The organism is Vibrio sp. IB15, assembly GCF_016406055.1.
GTDB classification, from domain to species: Bacteria; Pseudomonadota; Gammaproteobacteria; order Enterobacterales; family Vibrionaceae; genus Vibrio; species Vibrio chagasii.
The window spans coordinates 20,128-41,753 of sequence record NZ_JAEFCE010000012.1 but is presented as its reverse complement, the minus strand read 5'-3'; the positions used below and the strand labels follow the sequence as shown (position 1 = coordinate 41,753).

Annotated in this window: 22 protein-coding genes; 3 read left to right on the top strand and 19 right to left on the bottom strand. The window is 43.9% G+C overall.

The window, feature by feature from the left end; translation table 11 throughout:
• Window positions 1-14: 14 nt before the first annotated feature.
• The 5 genes from JC606_RS06455 to JC606_RS06435 all read right to left on the bottom strand — a co-directional run bounded on the left by JC606_RS06455 (window position 15) and on the right by JC606_RS06435 (window position 3,197).
• A complete protein-coding gene (locus JC606_RS06455) occupies window positions 15-575 on the bottom strand; it encodes a DUF6162 family protein (RefSeq protein WP_137407423.1) in 561 nt (186 codons plus the stop codon).
• Window positions 572-907 (bottom strand): hypothetical protein, encoded by a 336-nt coding sequence (locus tag JC606_RS06450; protein ID WP_008219715.1) that lies wholly within the window; start codon window positions 905-907, stop codon window positions 572-574. The genes JC606_RS06455 and JC606_RS06450 overlap by 4 nt, the downstream gene beginning before the upstream one ends.
• Window positions 908-1,022: 115 nt before the next feature.
• Window positions 1,023-1,859, bottom strand: coding sequence for a DUF4198 domain-containing protein (locus JC606_RS06445; RefSeq protein ID WP_019822774.1), 837 nt, complete (start codon window positions 1,857-1,859; stop codon window positions 1,023-1,025).
• A gap of 118 nt (window positions 1,860-1,977) precedes the next feature.
• Window positions 1,978-2,496, bottom strand: a complete 519-nt coding sequence (locus JC606_RS06440; RefSeq protein WP_198778242.1) for a DUF2271 domain-containing protein — start codon at window positions 2,494-2,496, stop codon at window positions 1,978-1,980.
• Between the two features lie 71 nt (window positions 2,497-2,567).
• Window positions 2,568-3,197 (bottom strand): PepSY-associated TM helix domain-containing protein, encoded by a 630-nt coding sequence (locus JC606_RS06435; protein WP_137407426.1) that lies wholly within the window; start codon window positions 3,195-3,197, stop codon window positions 2,568-2,570.
• Between the two features lie 342 nt (window positions 3,198-3,539).
• Here JC606_RS06435 and JC606_RS06430 point away from each other — a divergent pair, with 342 nt between their 5' ends.
• Window positions 3,540-3,860, top strand: coding sequence for a hypothetical protein (locus JC606_RS06430; protein WP_137407427.1), 321 nt, complete (start codon window positions 3,540-3,542; stop codon window positions 3,858-3,860).
• Window positions 3,861-4,014: 154 nt separating this feature from the next.
• Here JC606_RS06430 and JC606_RS06425 read toward each other — a convergent pair whose 3' ends face one another.
• The 7 genes from JC606_RS06425 to JC606_RS06395 all read right to left on the bottom strand — a co-directional run bounded on the left by JC606_RS06425 (window position 4,015) and on the right by JC606_RS06395 (window position 11,209).
• Window positions 4,015-5,193: a tetratricopeptide repeat protein gene (locus tag JC606_RS06425; protein WP_137407428.1), complete on the bottom strand. Its 1,179-nt coding sequence runs from the start codon at window positions 5,191-5,193 to the stop codon at window positions 4,015-4,017.
• A complete protein-coding gene (locus tag JC606_RS06420; RefSeq protein WP_137407429.1) occupies window positions 5,190-5,810 on the bottom strand; it encodes an energy transducer TonB in 621 nt (206 codons plus the stop codon). Before JC606_RS06420 ends, JC606_RS06425 begins: the two co-directional genes overlap by 4 nt.
• Window positions 5,811-5,829: 19 nt before the next feature.
• Entirely contained in the window at window positions 5,830-6,234 is a 405-nt protein-coding gene (locus tag JC606_RS06415) for an ExbD/TolR family protein (RefSeq protein WP_004731145.1), read from the bottom strand.
• Complete coding sequence (locus tag JC606_RS06410; protein ID WP_019822786.1) at window positions 6,231-6,791, bottom strand: MotA/TolQ/ExbB proton channel family protein; 561 nt, start codon at window positions 6,789-6,791, stop codon at window positions 6,231-6,233. The genes JC606_RS06415 and JC606_RS06410 overlap by 4 nt, the downstream gene beginning before the upstream one ends.
• On the bottom strand, window positions 6,791-8,167 hold the full coding sequence (locus tag JC606_RS06405; protein WP_137407430.1) for a MotA/TolQ/ExbB proton channel family protein: 1,377 nt from the start codon (window positions 8,165-8,167) through the stop codon (window positions 6,791-6,793). The genes JC606_RS06410 and JC606_RS06405 overlap by 1 nt, the downstream gene beginning before the upstream one ends.
• A complete protein-coding gene (locus JC606_RS06400; RefSeq protein ID WP_137407431.1) occupies window positions 8,167-8,934 on the bottom strand; it encodes a DUF3450 domain-containing protein in 768 nt (255 codons plus the stop codon). The genes JC606_RS06405 and JC606_RS06400 overlap by 1 nt, the downstream gene beginning before the upstream one ends.
• A gap of 178 nt (window positions 8,935-9,112) precedes the next feature.
• On the bottom strand, window positions 9,113-11,209 hold the full coding sequence (locus tag JC606_RS06395; RefSeq protein WP_137407432.1) for a TonB-dependent siderophore receptor: 2,097 nt from the start codon (window positions 11,207-11,209) through the stop codon (window positions 9,113-9,115).
• A gap of 560 nt (window positions 11,210-11,769) precedes the next feature.
• Here JC606_RS06395 and JC606_RS06390 point away from each other — a divergent pair.
• Window positions 11,770-13,074: a dicarboxylate/amino acid:cation symporter gene (locus tag JC606_RS06390; protein WP_137407433.1), complete on the top strand. Its 1,305-nt coding sequence runs from the start codon at window positions 11,770-11,772 to the stop codon at window positions 13,072-13,074.
• Window positions 13,075-13,215: 141 nt separating this feature from the next.
• Here JC606_RS06390 and JC606_RS06385 read toward each other — a convergent pair whose 3' ends face one another.
• The 3 genes from JC606_RS06385 to JC606_RS06375 all read right to left on the bottom strand — a co-directional run bounded on the left by JC606_RS06385 (window position 13,216) and on the right by JC606_RS06375 (window position 15,826).
• The gene (locus tag JC606_RS06385; protein WP_137407434.1) at window positions 13,216-14,610 is read right to left on the bottom strand and encodes a sensor histidine kinase; all 1,395 of its coding nucleotides are present in this window, start codon (window positions 14,608-14,610) and stop codon (window positions 13,216-13,218) included.
• Window positions 14,607-15,272, bottom strand: a complete 666-nt coding sequence (locus JC606_RS06380; RefSeq protein ID WP_032498470.1) for a response regulator transcription factor — start codon at window positions 15,270-15,272, stop codon at window positions 14,607-14,609. The genes JC606_RS06385 and JC606_RS06380 overlap by 4 nt, the downstream gene beginning before the upstream one ends.
• A gap of 80 nt (window positions 15,273-15,352) precedes the next feature.
• Entirely contained in the window at window positions 15,353-15,826 is a 474-nt protein-coding gene (locus tag JC606_RS06375; RefSeq protein WP_061030885.1) for a LabA-like NYN domain-containing protein, read from the bottom strand.
• A gap of 300 nt (window positions 15,827-16,126) precedes the next feature.
• Here JC606_RS06375 and JC606_RS06370 point away from each other — a divergent pair, with 300 nt between their 5' ends.
• Window positions 16,127-16,615 carry a DUF4174 domain-containing protein gene (locus tag JC606_RS06370; protein WP_390903409.1) on the top strand — a complete coding sequence of 163 codons (489 nt, stop codon included), beginning with the start codon at window positions 16,127-16,129 and terminating at the stop codon, window positions 16,613-16,615.
• Window positions 16,616-16,645: 30 nt separating this feature from the next.
• Here the strand turns inward: JC606_RS06370 and cobA are convergent, their stop codons facing one another.
• The 4 genes from cobA to nirB form a co-directional block, all read right to left on the bottom strand.
• Window positions 16,646-17,416 (bottom strand): uroporphyrinogen-III C-methyltransferase, encoded by a 771-nt coding sequence (cobA, locus tag JC606_RS06365; RefSeq protein ID WP_137407436.1) that lies wholly within the window; start codon window positions 17,414-17,416, stop codon window positions 16,646-16,648.
• A gap of 293 nt (window positions 17,417-17,709) precedes the next feature.
• On the bottom strand, window positions 17,710-18,525 hold the full coding sequence (locus JC606_RS06360) for a formate/nitrite transporter family protein (RefSeq protein WP_137407437.1): 816 nt from the start codon (window positions 18,523-18,525) through the stop codon (window positions 17,710-17,712).
• A gap of 123 nt (window positions 18,526-18,648) precedes the next feature.
• Entirely contained in the window at window positions 18,649-18,972 is a 324-nt protein-coding gene (nirD, locus tag JC606_RS06355; protein WP_048608192.1) for a nitrite reductase small subunit NirD, read from the bottom strand.
• Window positions 18,973-18,987: 15 nt separating this feature from the next.
• Window positions 18,988-21,546 carry a nitrite reductase large subunit NirB gene (gene nirB / locus JC606_RS06350; RefSeq protein WP_137407438.1) on the bottom strand — a complete coding sequence of 853 codons (2,559 nt, stop codon included), beginning with the start codon at window positions 21,544-21,546 and terminating at the stop codon, window positions 18,988-18,990.
• Between the last annotated feature and the right edge of the window lie 80 nt (window positions 21,547-21,626).

Below are 21,626 nucleotides of genomic sequence, written 5' to 3'. Positions count from 1 at the left end.
TAAATCTCTTATTATTAGTGAGCATCGCTTGCATGATGCTGTTCAACTTCTGATTCATTCACAACCATTTTCCAGCCTTCAGATTCAAGTGTGTGCTCGTCAAAAGCACTAGGCTGTTTTGCTATACCACCAAAGAAAATCCAGATTTCAGGAGAAACGCTGTTCGCGTTCAGAATAAAAGAATCCGCAAAGCCAAGTTCATTTGGTGTGGAAAAATAATAACCACGCTCGTCCAGCACCCAAGCATGAGAGCCTTTGCGCTTCCAACTCTGATCTTCTACAAACGGGGCAACCCATTCATCTTTAAGTGATGCAACACTCGGCCATTCACCGTCTGAGTCCATGCGCAGATCACGAATTTCTTCGTGAGCCAAACGCAACTCTGATAGCATCGCCAAGTTTTCTTGTTCAACATCAGTCACAAGAATTTGATGATCAAGCACTGCTTTAACGTGGGATTCTGCCTGATGAAATGGGATCGCGACGGTTGCAAAGCAAAGGATGAACACAATGATCAGCCCTACCCATTTGCCCTCTCTGCCGCCCGTGTCAGCACGTACGCTTTGAATCATCATTTTTCGCTGATCTCTACAACATCAACTTCGACAGGAAACTCGTGGCCCGAATCAAACACAAGGTAGAACTCGGTGTCTGGGTGTGAAAACTCAACAATAGAGCGCTTATCTGTCATCTCTTTTGCGATCAAGTTGTCTTCGTAATCGTACATCTCAACCGCGTAATCAATCGCTTTGCTGCCATCCGAATAACCCGCTTCACAAGCAACGGTTTTGCCTTCAAACCAGCAGCTCATCAGTGGAAAGTGTGCTTGCGCAGGTAATGCAGCGAAACCAAGTCCCAGTGCTAAGCAAGGAGTCATTAAAGCGTTAAGTTTTGTTTTTATTGTCATGGTTCGTACCCTAGCCACAGTGCAAATACTCAGAAGTAAACTGAGCGATAAAGGGCTCAAATGAGCCCTTAAGTTTTTTGGTTCTTAATCAGGGATTAAGGCCCGATATCACAGACTATTGAAGCAGTGCTTCGAACGTTAGGTGAACGTTCGCGCTTGCTTTGTCTGCCAGTGGGTTGTCAATCAACTCACCTTTGTAGTTCGCTTTCATTACGTAACGACCCGCTACGTCTGGAGTAAACGTGATTTCACCGTTCTCATCACTCACCACATCAATCTGCTCTTGGTGGTTGCGGTAAAGCGTACCTTCACGAGTAATCTCCGCTTTCACGTCTTTCTGGATCTCACCGTTGTAGAAGAATTGGAATGTTACTGGTTCTCCTTCAACGATGTCTGAAGGGTGAGTCACTGGCTTCATCTCAAGTAGCTTGCCTTCAATTTTGAACACTGAATCCGTTGGCTTACCTACCGTGATGTAGCTTTCTGCACGAGTGAAGCTGATTTGTGTTACCACGTCACGTGCTTTTTCTGGTAGTACTGAATCACGCTCTGCTTTGTTTGCTTTAATCCACTTCACGGTGTCGCGACGGCCCGCTTTGTACTGTGTGTAGTAAGACGGATAGTTGTTGATTGCCACTTTGTGTGTACCTTCTTCTTCAAAATAGAAGTCGAAGATTGAACGACGCTTGCCACGAATCACAAAGTTAGGACGCTCGCTGCGGCCATCAGGCATGATGACATGAGCATTTTCGCTGCCTGCAGGCTTATCAAAAACAAACGTACCGTGAGACGCAGTAACGTCGAACGTTAGCCAATCACCACCTTCTTTAGATACAGTGAAGTGAGATGGCAGAATCCAACGTGGGTGAGCTTGTGCTGTTGTCGTTGCTGCTAAGCCAAATGCCATCACACCTGCTAGAGCAAGTGCTTTAATTTTTGTTTGTTTCATCATGTTCAATTCCATTATTTATAATTGTTAGCCGTGTCGCTCTATCTGAGCCTACGATGACCACTGTCTATTCTGTTCAGCTTGGTTTTAGTTCGTACTTACTAGTTGCTGTTCGCAGTTACTATTTAGCGATGTAGTTCAGGGTGATTTCACCCGTCTCTTCCGTTGCTTTTAATTCGTAAGATGCGTTTGAATCTGTGAGTGATACTTTTTGACGAAGGTAGTTACGGCCACCGTGTTCGCGAACCACTTCGATATGAACCGTGTACTCACCTTGTTCTAACGTTTCACCGCTGTCGCTCTTGCCATCCCAAACGAAACGGTACTGACCAGCAGGACGCGTTGCAGACGTTACAGCATCAACCAGTTCACGATCGTAACGGCCAACCTTTCTCCACCAGCTACGCAGATCTTTAAGCCATTCATCTTTACCGACCCAAAGCTCGATGGTTTTCACTGACTTTCGTTCGCTGTTCTCTACCCACACCGCCACATAAGGAAGTGCATACATAGACGTATCAATCTTTGGAAGCTCAAAGCTGACATCAAGTTTTGCCGTATCAGGAATCGCTTGTGCCATACCTAGGCTTGGCAAAAGAGATAAAGCAAGAAGCGCCTTGCTCCAGTTCATTTTTTTCATGTTTAACAACCTTTTAAATCCGTTTAACCTTAAGTTCGTTCTTCAATCCGATTCATCAATCGAATCAAGCGTTAAGGCACGGCGACAAAATAGATAACAAGTGAGATTGCAGACCCAAACATCGTCCATTTGATGGAGGTATTAAGCGTCTTTTTCTTAGGTAACAGTAAGCACACGCCGGTAAGCACAAAGAAGATCATCAGTAGCGCAGTGATATCGATAAACCATTTCCATACTTCACCGCTGTTACGACCTTTATGTAGATCGTTCAACAATGCGATAACGCCGTAATTCGTAGTTTCGACTTCTACAAATTCAGACGTGACGTCAACAAACACGGAAGCGTTGTAGCCTGGTCCTTTGAAGTCCATAGACACTTCACCGATGAGCAACTCACCGTCTTCAATCTCTGCGTAGATGTCCAAGCCTGAAGGAACACCAGACAGATTGGCTTCTTCAAACAGAAACGTTTCAAAGGCTGTCTCGTCAGCTTTTAAACGTCCGTCTTGGACCGTAAATAAACTTGTAGGAAGCGTTAGCGTAGAGCGTTGGATATTGGGTTGGCTTGATTCAAATAACTCAGGTCGGTTCAGGGTTATACCTGTCACTGAGAAAAAAAGAACCACGAACAGAAGCGCCATAGAAATATAAACATGCAGTCGACGAGCCCATGACTGAACCGCCCTACTTTTTAACGACATACAAACCAATACCTATAAATTTTATGGCGACAATTTAGTTGATAATCATTCGTATTGGCATTCAATTTACATTGTTTACGTTTGCTGAGCGGCGTAAGGAAATTTACATAACATTACATGGGAAGTCATCGAACTATATGCATATTCTTACTAACGTGTACTTAAGAGATTTGATTCGTTCTATCAGAGCTTATCGATAACAGGTCAAAGCTCAAAAAACCTCAATCTCAACATGCTTGATTGAGATGGATTTAAGGTAACAGTTGTGGCTTTAAGGATTGAAAGTTGGGACTATTTGATCACTGGTTTGATGATAGCTAATGAAGCTTAAAAGGATTTGAAATGCGTATTATTGTTTTGGCTTTAGCTGTGCTAGCAACGGCGTGTACCAGCCAAATAACCAGCACGGAAGAACATATTCAACAATACATCGGTTCAGACATAACCGATGTACAAGAACGTTATCTCACCGAACGGTCACGCCCTATCAGTTTTTGGGCGTCTCGAAACTATGCTTGGATTGAAACCAAGAAGCCGTTAGATAATGGTTATACAGTACACGCCTTCAAAAACCCTTATCGTGACTGCACCATTAATTGGGTCGCTGATACCAGTGGCGTAATTCAAAGTGCTACGTCCAGCGGCACGATGTGCGAGCCTTAATCGACACACTGGAAAGACAAAGATTAAAGAACTATAGCCGCCAAAGATTAAAGAACTATAGCCGCCAAAAATTAAAAAGGGTGTCATTTGACCCATCAAATGACACCCTTTTCTCAATATAACTTTCTCTTGTCTTCTGTTGTGCTATTAGCAGTTAAACGTTGCCGTTATCACTCACTGTTCTTAGCTGAGTCAGATATTTAATCCAACCTTTTGCTTCAGAAGAAGGCTCAATGTTGTTCGCGCGTTTCGCTTGAGCAAGAGCATTATCAAGATTCTTTAGCTTGTACCATGAACGTACTTTCGCTAAAGCAACATCAGCTTGCTTGTTCTTGTCTTTCACTTTATCCAAAACAACCAGAGCACGATCGTAGTAACCTTGCTGCACCAGTAACTGAGCCACGTTCCAATGATATTGCGTGTCTTTTTTAGACGCTAACGTCCACACTTCAATAGCACTGTCCCACTCTTTCGCCAACTGCCAGTAAGTTGCTTGCTCAGCCAGAAGTTGAACATCGCTGTTCGCATCATCTAGCTTTGCGATCTCTTGAGCAGCGCGCTCTGGAATGCCTCGTTTAGCATAAAGCTGAGCCAATAGTCTGCGGTCTGAGTTTTTCAGCTCCACACCTTGAAGATCTGCCAACGCTAACGTGTTCAATGCATCACGGTTGCGCTCTAGTCTTAACTGAATGCCCACAAGCTGACGCCACCAGTTGTCTTTTTCTGGTTGAAGTTCAATTAGGCTTTCCAGTGTTGGAATAGATTGCTTCCACTGCTTTAACTGTAGTTGCGCACCCAGTTTTAGCGATAGAGGCGACAGTTCTGGTTTTGCATTGAACTTGTTACGATTACCAATAGCAACCAGTACTTTTGACCAGTTTTCGATTTGGTATTCCGCTTGTGCAATTCGCATCCAAAGCACGTCTTTCTTTTCTGCCTCTGGCGCTGTTTTAACTAACTCATAGTAATGTGGAAGCGCGTTTTTGAACTGCTGATCGTTTAATAAGAGATCAGCAAGCATACGCTTCGTAACCCAAGCTTGTTCATCGACCAGCAAATTAGTGTCTACGGCGTAAGTAAGCTGCTTAATTGCCTTATCGGTTTTGCCATCTTGCCAGTAAAACACACCCAGCATACGAGCTACGTACGCTTTGTCATAGCCTTTAGATAGCTCCAAGCCTGCAAGTAGGTCAATGGCCTGTTTAACCTGTTCATCTTGAGCAAGCTTATGAGCCTTTTGAACACGAATAGCAGTATATTGGGTTAGCTCTTGTGCCTGTGTTGTAAGGGGCATTAACAACAAGCCCACTAATATCCATATCTGTTTCATCATTTTGCCAACTTGAATTCAAAGGTAAATGTTTGTCCAAATTGAGGGGTCGCTTTACCATCAACAACCTTAGGCTGATACTTGTATTTTTTCATAGCACGTATCGCTTCACGCTCGAACATACGACGCGGGTTTGCATCCGTGACTTGAATATCCATCGGTCGGCCTGTTTCATCGATAGTAAAACTCAATGTAACAAAGCCTTCAGCCCCGCGCTTAAGCGCTTTCGCTGGGTAACGAGGTTCAACTCGATACAGAGGCATTGCCTGTTGGTTTGACCCAAAATCAGAAAATGTCGGAGCGTTAATCGCTAGGCCATCAATCGATGTATTCAAATCTAACGACGGCAGTGAAGACATCGAGTTCAGAGGCGTAACTTCAGCTTGTGACTGAGACGTTTGCGCTTCCGGTGGCGGCTCTGGCATTTCTGGTTTTTCAGGGACTGCACGTTGTCTTCTTTGGACTTCTTGTTCTTGTTCCACCATTACCATGTTGAAACTCAACGTCTCGCTATCATCAGGTGAACGTTGGTGACCATTATCGACCATCCAAGCCATAAAAGAAAACAGAGCTAAGCCCAATGCGCCCGCTAGCGGTAAAGCAAGAAATAGGCGAATCATTTATGAAGATCCTCCAAGATCATCGCTTTTCAGCAGCAAGCGCAATGTTTTTAACACCCGCACCTTTCGCAGCGTCCATCACTTTAACAACCGTACCGTTGTAAGCGTGTTCATCCGCTTGAATAACCAAAGAAGCATCAGGTTGTTCTAGCAACAAGTGCTCTAACGTCGCTTGGACACGTTCAACATCAACAACGCGTTTATCGATGAAGATGTCATTCGCAGAAGTAATCGCAACAAAGATGCCCGCATCCTTTTGGCTGACTACGTTAGACGCTTGTGGGCGATTAACTTCCACCCCTGATTCACGAACAAATGAACTGGTCACAATAAAGAAAATAAGCATGATAAATACAATATCAAGCATCGAAGTAAGGTCTATTTGAGCCTCTTCGTTTTTAGAATGACGTCGACCGAGTCTCATCGTTGACTCCTTAAAGATTTTTCTAATTTCAATTCTAAGCGGTTACACACTTTCGCTAAACGAGCATGAACAAACATGCCCGCTAATGCAGCAACCATACCCGCCATGGTTGGCAGTGTTGCCAACGATATACCTGAAGCCATCAATTTAGGGTCACTGCTACCTTGAGTCGCCATCACATCAAAAACAGAGATCATACCGGTGACAGTACCTAACAAACCCAACATCGGACAAATAGCGACTAACAGCTTAATAAAATTCAAGTTCTGGTTAAGTAAAATACTAGCTTGCCCTAACCAACCTTCACGAATGGCTTTGGCATGCCAAGAAGAGTGCTCTTCTCTTTCATGCCACTTAGTAATCCAAGCTTGGCGCTGCTTTGGAAAGTAGAACGCGAGATATAACACGCGCTCTACCACAAGCACCCAATACACTAGGACAACAGCCGCTAGCCACCACAAGACGAAACCGCCCTGCTCCATAAAGCTTGATAAAGACAGCAGCCAGTCACTCGTTAACCAACTCGCTGGTAATAGAGAACCCGACAAAATATCCATTACGCAGCAGTCCCAACTGGTGAAACCACAGCTTTTGATTCAACCGTTTTTTCCGCCTGCTCCGCAACAAGACCAATACCTTGCTTCTCAAGAATATTACGAATGTTTTCTGCTTGAGTGCTAAGAATGTTGTGTGCCAATAGAAGAGGCATTGCAGCAACAAGACCAAGTACGGTTGTTACAAGCGCCATCGAAATACCGCCCGCCATCACTTTCGGATCGCCATTGCCAAACTGTGTGATCACTTGGAACGTTTCGATCATACCCGTTACTGTACCTAGAAGACCTAACATTGGTGCTAGCGCTGCCAATAGCTTAAGCATTGATAGACCTTTCTCTAGGTGAGTCTGCTCATCAACAACCGCTTCTAAAAGACGTAACTCTAACGCTTCAACCGTTTGGTTTTGCTCTTTGTTGTACACGACAAGAACGCGACCTAATGGGTTGTCACCCGCTTGCTCAGGGTTCTTAAGCTGCGCACGAATTTTCTGACGAGCAATCGATAGAGACACGCCACGCACTAAGGCGATAATTAAACCAATAGCCAGTAGGCCAAGAATCACTTTACCAACTACACCACCCGCTTGAAGGCGATCAGATAGGTTAGGTGTTAGCGCCAACTGCTCCAACATGAATCCACGTGAAGGATCGACAACAACATTTGCTACTTCACCATTTGCCAGTGAAGAAAGTGATGTTAGCGTTGGACCATTATCTGGCTGTTTACGGTATGCGATTGCGTCTTCACGCTGAGTGTTCCAGCTAACGTAACCTTGATCTGTCACTAGGCCAATCGAGCCTAAGCGATAAGCATCAACATTTTGTGTATTACCTTCACCATTAATGAAAGCAATTTGAGATTTGCTAAGCTCAGAGCTCGCTTGAATCTGCTCTACCATACTCATCCACAAGCCAGAAAGCTGAGGCATTGATGGTAATGATTTCGCATCGATAATTTGTTCAACGGTCGCTGTGTGCTCAGCGCGATCAACGCTGTTTACTGTTGAGCTAAGCTCTGCGCCCAGTTCTTTCGCGTTTTGACGAACCACACCAAACAGCTCACCAAGGCTACCTGTTTCTAAGCGCAGCTTCTCTTCTAAACGAGCCAGCTTATTTTCGTTATCGCTAAACGTTTTAGTAAGAACGTCTGTTGCGTTTTGAACCGATGTACGTTTCGCTTCAAGTTGTGCTTTGATTGCTTTCAGTTCTTGTTCAGTCTTTTTAAAGCCAGCTTCACGAACTACATTGTGAGAAGCTTGAGTGCGATTTTCTGACTTCGCTTTGTTCACTAACTGAGCCGTTGAATCAGAAGCAGAGAAAGCAGAAAAGGAAATAGACGTGATGCAAAGCAATGCTGCTAATGGCTTTAAGTTCATTACTTAACCTCCGCAACAGTTAAAGAAACAGGTAAAGTAATCAAGCTTGGAGCCGCTTGTTGGCTAGCAATATCGTACGCTTTATCGAGCTCAGACTTCAACGAAGAATCAACTTCTTGCCATTGAGCAGCTGTTTGATTCCAAGCCCAGTACTGGCTGCCATTTAAGTTACGAGCAACTAAAGAGATACGTCCTAAGTGAAGTACATCTGCTTCAATCGTTTTATCGCTCGCCAGTTCTACGCGACCTTGGTATGAACCAAGCTTAATGCCGTAGTCCATCTCAATTTGGTACGCCTCTAGAATACGACGATATTTCTCAGCATCACTTACGTCTGCACGAGTCATCATTGCTTGAAGCTTTTCAACTCTCTCTAGACGCTGCTCTTTCTTAATCGGTACGTCTTTTTCTACCAGCTGTTGCAGGCCATCGATCATTTGATACATCAAAGGCACCACACCTTGGCGCGTGTATTTAATTTCTTCGATCTGCCCTTCAATACTATCAGCTTCTTGATTTTGGCTTTCAACCAGAGCAGCTAGGTGATCATGATAGATTTCTAGGTTTTTAACTTCTTCTTGAAGACGCTCAATTTCAGCTTGCAGCATTAGAGTTGCTTGGGAGCTTTTATCAATAACTTTTTGGCTTGAAGCCGATGCGTTATTGGTCTTGTTTTGAATTGATTGAGCTTGATCCAAGCTATTGGCCATAGAAGACGTTGCAACCAAACTGATGGCAAGCGCTAGGCTAGATTTTAAAAGATTCATAATTGTAGTCATTTACTATAGAAGAAGTTTAAATGAATTTTATTGATAAGCAGTCTCATTATCATTAAAAGTCACTCGCATTACTAGGGATATTTTTACTAAATAGTAGAATCACGAAAGGGGAAAGCCGAAACTTCCCCCTTAGCATTTAAGCTACCAATAGTACCCTACTAACAAATTAGTATTTTACCTGTAAAGTCGCCATGTAGTTGCGGCCTTCGCCGATTACTACATCTTCTGCAAATTGATGTTTTGAAGAAGTTGAACCGCCACCCGCTAGGTATTCTTTATCAAATACGTTTTCTACTGTTAGACGAGCAACAAAGTCGAGTGAGTCATCATACTTAAGGGTGTATGCTGCGCCCATATCGACACGAGCGTAGCCGTCTTTTTTGAATGTGTTAGCACTGTCGCCGTAACGAGAACCTTCATAGATAAGACCTAGATTCACATCAACTTCATTTGTTGCTGCGTAAGTAGACCAAACGCTTGCTGCGAACTCAGGAACGTCTACTGGGCGGTTACCTGCGTATGTTTCATGGTTAGTGATTTCCGCATCTAGGTACATCGCAGAACCAGACATTGAGAAGCGCTCTGAAATAAAGCCTTGTGCGGCTAGCTCAGCACCACGGTGAACTTGTTCGCCACCTTGTGTCTTCGTCCAATCGCCTGATGAAGTGTCTTCTACATCCATTGAGATGTTTTCTTGGGTGATATCGAATACCGCACCAGAAACGAATAGACGTTCGTCCATCAGTTCCCACTTAGTACCGACTTCATAAGAAACACCCGTTGCTGCGTCAAGAAGTTCGCCATCGTTGGTGTAGTTACGGCTTCCGCTAGAAACAACACCTTGTGGTTCGAAACTTTCTGAGTAAGAAGCGTAGATACTACCGTTTGATGCTGGGTGATAAATCACGCCAAGCTTAGGTGCAACGTTTTCTTCTGCAACGCCATCACTTACTTTACGGTCGAAACGAGCACCCGCAAGAACTTGCCATTCGTCATTAATAGTAATCAGATCTTGAATGTAGAAACCCCAAGTATCGTAAGTACTCATCTTACCTAGCGATGTAGGACCCACTGACGGTGCTGGTACTGTTGCATCTGGTGCGTACTCACCGCTGCTGAAGCGATCCATACCACGGTAATAGCTGTAGCCTAGCCAGTTAGCGCCAAACAATAGTTGGTGCTCTGTGCCAGCAAGATCAGCGGTTGTTGTTAGATCGACGTAAGCTGTTCTGAAACGCCATTTGTCATGACGGTAGTTGCCACCTTGAGTCACGGTACCCGTACCGTCGGGGTTCATGTTTGAAAAGCTTGGGTAGCTTTCCATATCGATACGTTCGAAATCTTGGTAGTTGAAACCTGTTTTTAAAGACCATGTTTCAGTCAGGTTAGCAGCAATATCAAAACCAACGTTCTCAACATCATTCTCGATCTGTGACCACTGTGCATCCCAGATGTGCTTGTCGCTACCCACTCGGTTGCCGTCTAGTGTGTATAAAGCGCCAGAATCTACGCTACCTTCGTCGTTAGTTTTGTCGTAATGAACAGAAACCGTAACGTCTTCAGTGACATCGTAATCAACGAATACACCACCAACAAAACGCTCAGTCTGTGGTTCAGTACCGTCACCGTAAGTTCTCCAAGAGCCGTAGCTTTCTTTGGATAGAATCGCGCGACCACGTAGCGTTTCCGCATCGTTCAATGCGCCACGTACGTCAACAGTCGTACGAGAGTGATCATTCGAGCCGATGTCTTGGCTTAAGCTTACTTGTGTATCATAAGTAGGCTTCTTGCTTACCATGTTAATCAAGCCACCTGGTGCAGAAATACCGTAAAGAAGACCAGAAGGTCCCTTTAGTACTTCAACTCGCTCTAGCAGTTCGATTGGTTGGCGGTAGTGAGACCAATGTTGCTGGCCATTTTTAAGGAAGCCCGAAGAGCTTTCTACCGAGAAACCACGTAATGAGAAACGCTCACGGTTACGGCTTGTACCACCTGCACTTACACTCGCGTCATTCTTAAGAACGTCACCTAGGGTTGTTGCACGTTGTTCATCGATGATTTGCTCATCGATGACTGAAACTTGTCCCGGAGTCTCTAATTGAGTCGCCTCCATACGCATTGCTGTTGTGTTCGTATCGGCTTTGTAACCTTTGTCACGACCTTCAACAACCATGTGCTCGTCTGTTTTTGCTGTTTCTGCCAATACTGCTGGTGAAGCTAATACTGCGCCGATCACTAAAGCCAATGGGCTCTTTGAAAACATGTCCTTTACTCCGCTTTTATTCTTTTTGTACGAGCACTATGGTTAATTATTTGATGTGCTCGCTGAACCGTTGCCGGTACCATTGAATCTTTTCGCGAGAGAATATAAGTGATAACTATTACCATTTGCATTAAATTTACATTCTTTGCATTCGTAAAGTTTTGTAAAGGCCTTGGTAAGCGTTATTCATTAGATGTAACAGAACCTGCTTTAATACAGATACTTAGAAGTGATTCTTGTCTTGTCCTTATCTCGACAATCAAAAATTTTGAAACAGCGTTATTTACTCACTCAATCTAACAATCCAAAAACGATAAAAAATTTATCTTCTCTTATTTATTAGCTTTGATTCCGCATTTTTATGTATAAAAGCCTCGATAAATGTTAAACAACGGTGAATTATTTTATTTGAATTTGTTTAATTTACACAATTATCAGTGATTTTGATCACATCTATAATTCCAAACTCATTTTTTGTTTTTCGATTTGATCAACCGACTGCTAATCTCCTGCTCACTTTGAAAAGGTATCAAAGTTATAAATAATAAGGAGTGTTCTAAATGAATACCAAAAAACCTATGTCTCTGACTGGCCGTGTAATTCTTGGTATGGTCGTAGGTATATTAACGGGATTTGCCATTCAATCCCTTTTTGCAGAAAGTGGATTTGTTAACAACTACATCGTTAACGGACTCTTTGAAGTAGGTGGACAAATTTTTGTCGCCAGTTTAAAAATGCTTGTTGTCCCTCTAGTCTTCGTTTCACTAGTGTGCGGTACAAGTTCCCTGAAAGACTTATCAACTCTTGGCCGTATGGGTGGAAAAACGCTTGCACTTTATATCGGTACTACAGCCGTTGCTATCACTCTAGCATTGACGATCGGTAACCTGTTCCAACCTGGTGCTGGTGCGGATCTGACTGCTGCGAGCTCTTTTAAATCAGCGGATGCCCCTTCTCTTGGTCAAGTAATCATCGATATGTTCCCAACCAACCCTATTCAGGCGATGGCTGAGGGCAAGACACTACAAGTAATCGTGTTTGCTGTGTTATTTGGTATCGCAATTAGTGCTGCTGGTAAACCGGGTGAGCGCATTGCTACTGTATTTGCAGACCTAAACGAAGTTATCATGAAGCTTGTTGCTCTACTGATGAACCTTGCTCCTTACGGCGTGTTCTTCTTGATGGCGAAACTGTTCTCTGGTTTAGGCTTGGGGGCAATTTGGAACCTAGCAGAATACTTCTTAGTGCTTGCAGGAACTCTACTACTACACGGTTTGGTGACTTACAGCGCGATGCTTAAAGGATTCACTGGCCTTAGCCCTATTACGTTCCTACGCAAAATGGAAGATGCAATCATGTTTGCATTCTCAACAGCATCTTCGAACGCAACGATTCCTGTAACAATGGAAACAGCTAAGAACCGTATGGGTGTAGACAACAAAGTTGCTTCATTCACTGTACCACTAGGTGCAACAGTGAACATGGACGGTACTGCAATCATGCAAGGTGTTGCGACTGCGTTTATCGCACAAGCATACAACATCGACCTTACTATGGGCGATTACCTAATGGTTATCCTAACAGCGACATTGGCGTCTGTAGGTACTGCAGGTGTTCCTGGTGTTGGTCTGGTTATGCTAGCGATGGTATTGAACCAAGTCGGTCTACCGCTTGAAGGTATCGCTCTAATCATGGGTGTTGACCGTCTTCTAGACATGATCCGTACCGCTGTAAACATCACAGGTGATAGTGCCGTATCTATCATCGTTGCTAAGTCTGAAGGCGCTCTTGATGAGTCTCGCTTCAACGACCCTGCAGCAGGTGAGAAAGAAGAAGAAGTTAAGCTATCACGCCAAGAAGCGTAACCTAACAGCCTTGCTTCAAGCTAAAGCGTAATTAATGGCTACGCTTTAGCTATAAACACAAAAAACGCCACAGCATTTGCTGTGGCGTTTTTTATGGATTTAAAGAAGTACCATCCGCGGAATATAACCAGAGCGGTAAAATTAATTAACTGACTCACTAATTGGGAACATAAGATTCACTCTGAGTCCCCCACTTTCTCTATTCTCCGCCGTGACATGACCATTCATCACAACCATTGCCTCTTTCACGATGGCAAGGCCCAGACCGTAGCCACCAGACTGCTTGTCTCTTGCTGATTCAATACGAGTAAACGGGTCAAAGATACCTGCAATTTTGTTATCAGGGATGCCTTCTCCATCATCTTCTACAGAAATGACACTGTAACGTTGGTCAATAGTCATTTCATACGTCGTTACCGAAATATGAGCATGCTCACCTGCATACTTAATTGCATTGCCAACCAAATTCCCTATCACTCTCAAAAGCAACCGCTCATCTATATTGACCATAGACGTTGGTGTTTCTAAATCTCCAACTAAGGTTTGATTAGGTTTCAAATCGTTTTGCATTTGCGCAATAAGCATTGAGCAATATTGTTCTAACTGCATCAAGCTAAGCTTGGAATCGTAACGAGAGGTTTCTAAGCGGCTAAACTCGAGGATCTCGCCCACTAGCTTATTCATCTCTTCGGTTTCACTTTCCATACGATCGAGCAGCCCAGCGCCCTTATCATCTACCTTGCTACGCAATAAATGCAGAGCGAGGTTTTGCCTTGCTAAAGGTGTTCTGAGCTCGTGAGAGACATCTCGTATCAAGCGGCGCTGCTTTTCGGCTAAAGATTTAATCTCAAATGTCATGTGATCAAAATCATGAGCAAGCTCGTTAAATTCACGTGTCGTTGAATCTAATTCAGAGACAACACTCACCGTGAAGTCGCCTTCTGCTAATCTTCTGCTGGCCTCTCTTAAACGGTCGAGGGGTTGTTGCAGACTTTTAGCCATAATGATTGAGAACAGCGACAATACGACTAAAGCGATCACGGCTTTCAACATGTAGGAATACGGCGCAAAGGATTTTGCAGGGTGAAACTGATGAGGAAGTTGAATAACCAACGTACTGCCGTTATCCAATGGCAAACCAAAAATAGGCTTACTCACACGGTCACTCAGTTGGTGATCTAAGGTACGCAGAAACTTCAATTTAAATTCGAAGTGTGGATGCATGTGTCGGTGTGTAATTGGGCGGTTATTCTCGTCAATAACGAACAAATAATACCGTTGGGCGTTACCCCAATCAGCGAGTTCATCCATGTCACCTTCCTCGATCAACACATTGGCTTGATAAGCGAGGTCGAGCATCTCTTCTTTGACGGATTCTGGCACCTTAAGGAGCGCCTTCATCAACGCTCTTTCCGCCACACCTTGTAAGATCAAAATACTCACAAGAATCACTGTCAGATAGCTGAACAGCTGAAAGGTTAACCCGTCTTTACGCTTAGCGATGAAATCCGGGCAACGTATTAGTGTGGAACTCATGCTCCAACCGACTCTAGGTAACTATAGCCTTTACCACGAACGGTTTTAATGTGCTGTTTCGACAGACCCGCCTGCACCAATTTTCGGCGGATATTGCTGATGTGCATGTCTAGATTGCGATCAAAGGGACACAACTCTTTCTTTAACACATGTATTTGCAGATCTGACTTGGAAACAACAATGCCGTCGTTCTTGATCAGATAATCAAGCAGATCTTTTTCTGTGCCCGTGAGGGGTAAACGGGAAATCTGTTCACACAAACCGTGGTTAGATGAAGCTAGAGACTGCCTCTGACGCTCAAATCCAACTCGACGTAAGATAACCTTGATACGAGTCAGTAGCTCAGGAACATTGAAAGGTTTAGCGATGTATTGATCGGCCCCTGCTTGATAACCATCGAGCATCGATGCATCATCATTGAGTGCCGTTAACATCAAGATAGGCGTAGCGAAGCGCTGACAGATGCGCCTTGCGACTTGGATGCCGCTGAGGTTAGGCAGCATCACATCAAGCAACACTAAATCAACAGGATTGGATTGGATAAACTCTAGTGCAGCCTCGCCACAATGAACGGTATCAACGTGATACCCCTCATTTTCTAAAACTTCACCCAATAATTCACACAACTGAATATCATCATCAACAACTAAAACGCGCGACATCATACAAACCAATAAATAATAATAGTTTTCATTCTAATTATCGTTATTATTGTTTTCAATTATAAAGTGCGCGTTTCCCGTTATAGAAGGAAATCTTTTTCAATCGGTACAAATTTTGAGGCAGAATCGATAAGGTTTTGAGCAGTAAGCCCAGGTACACCATACACTTCCACTTTTTTGCCAAAGCGCTGTTTTATTCTTTCCACAAGAATCTCAAAGTCCCCGTCTCCAGAGACTAGAACGATCGTATCAACGTTCTCTGCTAGTTCAATGGCATCTAGGGCAATACCCACATCCCAGTCTCCTTTTGCACTGCCATCACGACGCTGAATAAATGGCTTCAATTTCACATCAAAGCCCACACCGCGAAGAATATGGTGGAACTGACGCTGCTTGGGATCTTGACTAGAAATGGCGTACGCATGAGCTGCGACAACATGACGACCTTCCGTAGCAACATACCAAAATTGGTTGTAATCAAAGTTAGAACGATATTTGTCTCGTGTTGTGTAGTAAACGTTTTGGACATCGACCAAAATAGCTATGTTTTCCATAAATTCATACCTTTAGATTTTCGGTATACCCTATTCTATTCAACCCTAAAATGCGAGTCGCTTTATCCAATAAAAATGAACCTGTTGGTTATGGTTAACGTAAATCTAAGCATGTTTAACGTAATCCTAACTATGCTTAATAGGTGTCTATCAAACTGGACGATCGTCTTTGACGTTGGTGACCACCACACAAGGGCTATCGATTAGAGATACAAGTAAAGCTAACAGGCTACTTAAGGGAGGTTGGCTATGCTACACCGACAAAAACACAAATCGCACGTAAGCTTCGACAACACCGCAATGGTCGCTTTAGCTTCTTCCAGTTGTTGGTTAACTTTGCTCAAGCTAATAACTGTTAGCATCGTGTTGATTTTTAGCCTCTCCACTCATTCGGTGTTTGCTTATCCAGCTTACTCCCATTCTCAACCACTGCCTCATCGCAGCGTCATTTACTTCGCACCAGAGGAAGACTCGGTGGTAAAAGAGTTTCTTAATGAAGTGTTGATCAATAACTGCCAGCTAGACGAAAGAGATGTTGTCATCATGGTGATAGCAGAAAGCGGATACACCGTCCCTACTTGGCTTGAGGAAGAGTTTAACTTAGAAGCAGTAACTAGCATTTATGAGATTCCCAAAGGCTCTCACACTGCAGTATTAATTGGTAAAGACGGAAAAGAGAAGCACAGATGGAATGGTAAGACGGACTGGCAGAAAATCACCAACATCATCGATGAAATGCCAATGCGCCAACAAGAAATGCAGCGACAAAGTAGCCGCTGCAGTATTTAACTCTATACAAATCGATAAAACGTGACTTGATTACTTGTTAAACCAATCAAGTTTCTCATGCAGTTGAGCCACACTACCGACAACAATCAAAGCTGGGCTTTTCGCAACGCTTGCAAGGCTCGCTAAGTCACTCAATCCACCACGATACACCTTCTGTTCTTGGCGCGTACCGTTTTCGATAATCGCTACAGGCATGTCTGCTCGCATACCATTATCAAGCAAGTTTTTCTGAATATTTGGGCTCTCTTTTAAGCCCATGTAAAACACGATCGTGTGATTATGTTGAGCAAGAGATTGCCAATCGATATCTTCGCCATCTTTCTTTAAGTGACCGGTAATAAACTGGACGCTTTGCGCGTGGTCACGGTGAGTCAGTGGTATCCCCGCATAAGCCGTAGCACCAGCGGCTGATGTAATACCAGGAATGACTTCAAATCTCACAGCATTCTCAGCCAGAGTTTCACACTCTTCACCACCGCGACCAAAGATAAACGAGTCACCACCTTTTAGGCGTACTACATGCTTATTCTCCTGCGCTTTGGTGACCAATAATTGGTTGATCTGATCTTGCGGTACGCAGTGATGATCAAGCTTTTTACCCACATACAGCATTTCTGCTTCTGGGTTAGCCATCGCTAAGATATCTTTTGATACCAAGCGGTCATATACCAACACGTCTGCTTGTTGAATCACTCGTGCTGCTTTTAGTGTAAGTAAGCCTGGGTCGCCTGGACCTGCACCTACCAATGAAACAAATCCTTTGTTTACTTCTTTAACATTCGATGACGATACTTCTGACATGCTGTGCTCCGAAGGTTTGCTTGTTTTATCTCAAGCTTCAATCTATGTGATAAGTCACTGTATTCATGATGACTTATCCAAATCCTTAACCCTTAGACTATCAGGTGTTGATATAAATATTCAGTTTAAATACTAACGAAGATAGAAGTAATTATAACAAAACGATCTATTGCAGGTATTTGATACCAATAATAATCAACTGATGATGCTTAAGGCATTCGAACTAAAAAAGCCCCAAACATTTCGTTGGGGCTTTCAATCTCATACTAAATTACGTTTCACCGTATTCAGAATTACTTAGCGCCTAGAGAAGGAGCTGTTTTAGCGTGAGTTAGATATAGAGGAACACACGTCAGTAGTAGACCACCAACGATGTTACCTAGGATTGTTGGGATAAGGTTGAAGTTCAACCATGTCGCAATACCGAAGTCAGCGCCAAGAATCATACCCAGTGGGAATAGGAACATGTTGACTACTGTGTGCTCAAATACTAGTGCGAAGAAGATGAAGATTGGGAACCACATCATTGCTACACGGCCAGACACAGTACGCGCTGTCATGTTACCAATCACACCTAGACATACCATTAGGTTACAGAAGATACCGCGTACGAAACACGTGATCCATCCGTCCATGCCCATGTTTTCAAAACCTAAGCTACGGCCTGTAGAAACAGCAATGAATTTTTGAGCAACAGCGTTTGGCTCTAGAGAGAAATTACCTGTTAATGACACGGCAACTAGGAAAGCTACAATCAGAGAACCGATAAGGTTACCAAGACCAACAATACCCCAACAACGTAGGATACGGCCCCAAGTAATGCCTGGGCGGTTGTCGAATTTAGCTAAAGGAGCAAGGCCGAAAACGCCAGTTACTAGGTCGTAACCCATAACACTTAGAATAACGAAACCAACTGGGAACACGAGTGCGCCAACAAGGCCAATGCCTGTTTGTACCATTGCTGTAATAGCAACAACAACCGCTAGAGAAAGGATGATACCAGCCATTGTGCTTCGAATCAGAAGATCGCGAGTACTTGTTTTAGTTTTCGCTTCACCCACATCGATCATCGTTTGAACGAATTCAGCTGGTTTGTAATCAGGAGACATAATGTTGTCCTTAAAAAAGTAAAATTAAAAGTTAAAATTGGATAGGAAAAGGCTCTAGTTGCCGAGTTAAGGCAATATCGAGAACTAGAACCCTTGAACTATCAAATCTTACTTATCCAAATATTAAGCAGAGATTTCTACAGCACCTTTGGTAACACGAGCTTTGTACGCTTTCACGTTGAAGTTCTCGTCTTCCATGCACACACCTGTTGCTAGGTTAAAGCGTTGCTTTTTAAGTGGGCTTGCCACCCAAAGCTCTTCTTTGTGCTCAACAATCAAGCCACGTGATAACACGTTGGATTGAAAGTAAGGGTCTGTATTACTAATCGCGAATACTTCTTCAGCCTTAGTTGGGCGGAAGACAGCCACTTGCTCACCAGCAACCAATGCACAAACACCTGTACCTGGGATAATGTCTTCGATCTTACAAACTTTGGTAAATGCCATGATGTCGTCTCCCAATTAAACCAGTTCAACATGAAGGATATCGCCCTTCGCTTCAGGGTGTTTCTCTGTGAATGTCGCTGGACGGTGTTGTTCACGACCGTCATCGACAAACACAACGTTTTCATCACGGTCATCAGCGTTGATGAAGTGAGCGAAGCGCTTAAGTTGAGCTTCATCGTTGATAGTGTCTGTCCACTCACAAGCAAAGTTGTCAACAAGGCCAGCGATGTCAGCTTCAAGTTGGTCGTTAATACCAAGCTTATTGTCGATGATGACTTCACGTAGGTAATCCACACCACCTTCTAGGTTATCCATCCATACCGAAGTACGTTGTAGCGGAGCAGCCGTACGGATGTAGAACATCATGAAGCGGTCGATGTACTTGATCAGCGTTTCTTGATCTAGGTCGCTTGCTAGTAGGTCTGCGTGACGAGGCTTCATACCACCGTTACCGCACACGTACATATTCCAACCTGCATCAGTTGCGATGATACCTAAATCTTTACCTTGAGCTTCAGCACACTCACGAGTACAGCCAGACACACCAAACTTCATCTTATGAGGAGTACGGATGCCTTTGTAGCGGTTCTCGATCATCACGCCTAAGCCAACTGAATCTTGAACGCCGTAACGACACCAAGTAGAACCAACACATGTCTTAGCCATACGAAGTGCTTTTGCGTAAGCTTGACCCGTTTCGTAACCTGCAGCGATTAACTTTTTCCAGATTGCTGGTAAGTCATCTTTTTGAGCACCGAACAGGCCGATACGTTGTGCACCAGTGATCTTAGTGTAAAGGTTATATTCAGCGGCAACATCAGCCAGAACGCTTAGCGCTTGAGGCGTTACTTCACCACCCGCCATACGAGGGATAACAGAGTAAGTACCGTCTTTTTGCATGTTACCTAGGAAGTTATCGTTGGTATCGTGCAGTTTCACTAGCTCAGGCTTAAGGATGTGTTCACCCCAGCATGAAGCAAGGATAGAACCCGCTAGAGGCTTACATACTTCACAGCCGTAGCCTTTACCGTATTTCTCTAGTAGCTCATCGAACGTTTTGATTTCTTCGATGCGAATTAGGTGGAAAAGCTCTTGGCGAGAGTAAGCAAAGTGCTCACACACATCGTTCTTAACTTCTACCCCTGCTTTAGCAAGTTCAGCATTAAGTACTGAAGTCACTAGTGGAATACAACCACCACAACCAGTGCCAGCCCCCGTTACTGCTTTGATATCACCGATGGTGTGATGACCTTCAGCAACCGCTTGAGCGATCTTGCCTTTCGTTACATCGAAACAAGAACAGATAACTGCAGATTCAGGAAGAGAGTCTGCGCCAAGTGTTGGCTTTTCAGCCCCAGCGTGTGCAGGAAGAATCAACGCATCTGGGTGTTCTGGCAGATCGATTTCGTTAAGCATAAGCTGTAGAAGATCGCCGTAATCAGACGTGTCACCAACCATTACTGCACCAAGCAGCTTCTTGTTATCTTCAGAAACGATTAGACGCTTGTAAACTTCTTGCTCTTCGTTTTGGTAAACGTAGCTCTTACAACCAGGAGTACGACCGTTTGCATCACCGATAGAACCTACTTTCACACCTAGAAGCTTAAGCTTCGCAGACATGTCAGCACCTTCGAACGTGCTTTCGTTACCAACAATGTGGTCAACTGCAACTGTCGCCATCTTGTAACCAGGAGCAACTAGGCCGTAGAACGTTTGGTTCCATGACGCACACTCACCGATCGCGTAGATGTCTTTATCTGTTGTTTGACAGTGATCGTTAATCTCGATACCGCCACGAGGCGCAATACCCAGCCCCATTTGACGAGCAAGTTTGTCTTGAGGGCGGATACCTGCAGAGAATACGATGAAATCTGTTTCTAACTCAGTACCGTCTGCAAAGCGCATCACGTTACGAGCTTCAGTGCCTTCAGGAGCAATCTCAAGCGTGTTCTTGCTTGTATGTACGTTTACGCCCATACGTTCGATTTTTTGACGAAGTTGGTTACCACCCGCTTGGTCAAGCTGCTCAGCCATTAGCTTTGGAGCAAACTCAACAACGTGCGTAGTTACGCCAAGAGCTTTTAGTGCGCCTGCTGCTTCAAGACCAAGCAAACCACCACCAACAACCACACCAGATTTAGAATTCTTAGCGGTTGCTTCGATAGCTTTCAAATCTTCGATTGTGCGGTAAACGAAACAGTCTTTACCTTCGTTACCTTTGATTGGCGGAACGAATGGGTATGAACCTGTAGCAAGGATTAGCTTGTCGTATTGAATTTCACGACCAGTGCTTGAGTAAACTGTTTTCTTTTCACGGTTAACGTTAATAGCACGCTCACCGATCAGCATGTTGATGCCGTGTTTCTCGTAGAAACCTTCTTTAACTAAAGAAAGTTCGTCCGCAGTATGGTGTGAAAAATAAGAAGAAAGGTGTACACGATCATAGGCTACGCGAGGCTCTTCAGAGAAGACTGTGATGTCCATGTTAGCAACGTCTGTCTTCTCGACTAAATCTTCGATATAGCGATGGCCTACCATCCCGTTACCGATTACGACTAGCTTCATCTTGCTCATAAGAATTCCTGAAGGTTGTATATTTCTTAACTAAGCGAATAATGAATTATGAAAGAAAATGAAAATATGATGTAAATCAA

Bases quoted from the DNA above. Each gene is read 5' to 3' on its own strand.
- JC606_RS06455 (WP_137407423.1), bottom strand. From the start codon at position 575: ATGATGATTCAAAGCGTACGTGCTGACACGGGCGGCAGAGAGGGCAAA.
- JC606_RS06450 (WP_008219715.1), bottom strand. From the start codon at position 907: ATGACAATAAAAACAAAACTTAACGCTTTAATGACTCCTTGCTTAGCA.
- JC606_RS06445 (WP_019822774.1), bottom strand. From the start codon at position 1,859: ATGATGAAACAAACAAAAATTAAAGCACTTGCTCTAGCAGGTGTGATG.
- JC606_RS06440 (WP_198778242.1), bottom strand. From the start codon at position 2,496: ATGAAAAAAATGAACTGGAGCAAGGCGCTTCTTGCTTTATCTCTTTTG.
- JC606_RS06435 (WP_137407426.1), bottom strand. From the start codon at position 3,197: ATGTCGTTAAAAAGTAGGGCGGTTCAGTCATGGGCTCGTCGACTGCAT.
- JC606_RS06430 (WP_137407427.1), top strand. From the start codon at position 3,540: ATGCGTATTATTGTTTTGGCTTTAGCTGTGCTAGCAACGGCGTGTACC.
- JC606_RS06425 (WP_137407428.1), bottom strand. From the start codon at position 5,193: ATGATGAAACAGATATGGATATTAGTGGGCTTGTTGTTAATGCCCCTT.
- JC606_RS06420 (WP_137407429.1), bottom strand. From the start codon at position 5,810: ATGATTCGCCTATTTCTTGCTTTACCGCTAGCGGGCGCATTGGGCTTA.
- JC606_RS06415 (WP_004731145.1), bottom strand. From the start codon at position 6,234: ATGAGACTCGGTCGACGTCATTCTAAAAACGAAGAGGCTCAAATAGAC.
- JC606_RS06410 (WP_019822786.1), bottom strand. From the start codon at position 6,791: ATGGATATTTTGTCGGGTTCTCTATTACCAGCGAGTTGGTTAACGAGT.
- JC606_RS06405 (WP_137407430.1), bottom strand. From the start codon at position 8,167: ATGAACTTAAAGCCATTAGCAGCATTGCTTTGCATCACGTCTATTTCC.
- JC606_RS06400 (WP_137407431.1), bottom strand. From the start codon at position 8,934: ATGAATCTTTTAAAATCTAGCCTAGCGCTTGCCATCAGTTTGGTTGCA.
- JC606_RS06395 (WP_137407432.1), bottom strand. From the start codon at position 11,209: ATGTTTTCAAAGAGCCCATTGGCTTTAGTGATCGGCGCAGTATTAGCT.
- JC606_RS06390 (WP_137407433.1), top strand. From the start codon at position 11,770: ATGAATACCAAAAAACCTATGTCTCTGACTGGCCGTGTAATTCTTGGT.
- JC606_RS06385 (WP_137407434.1), bottom strand. From the start codon at position 14,610: ATGAGTTCCACACTAATACGTTGCCCGGATTTCATCGCTAAGCGTAAA.
- JC606_RS06380 (WP_032498470.1), bottom strand. From the start codon at position 15,272: ATGTCGCGCGTTTTAGTTGTTGATGATGATATTCAGTTGTGTGAATTA.
- JC606_RS06375 (WP_061030885.1), bottom strand. From the start codon at position 15,826: ATGGAAAACATAGCTATTTTGGTCGATGTCCAAAACGTTTACTACACA.
- JC606_RS06370 (WP_390903409.1), top strand. From the start codon at position 16,127: ATGGTCGCTTTAGCTTCTTCCAGTTGTTGGTTAACTTTGCTCAAGCTA.
- cobA (WP_137407436.1), bottom strand. From the start codon at position 17,416: ATGTCAGAAGTATCGTCATCGAATGTTAAAGAAGTAAACAAAGGATTT.
- JC606_RS06360 (WP_137407437.1), bottom strand. From the start codon at position 18,525: ATGTCTCCTGATTACAAACCAGCTGAATTCGTTCAAACGATGATCGAT.
- nirD (WP_048608192.1), bottom strand. From the start codon at position 18,972: ATGGCATTTACCAAAGTTTGTAAGATCGAAGACATTATCCCAGGTACA.
- nirB (WP_137407438.1), bottom strand. From the start codon at position 21,546: ATGAGCAAGATGAAGCTAGTCGTAATCGGTAACGGGATGGTAGGCCAT.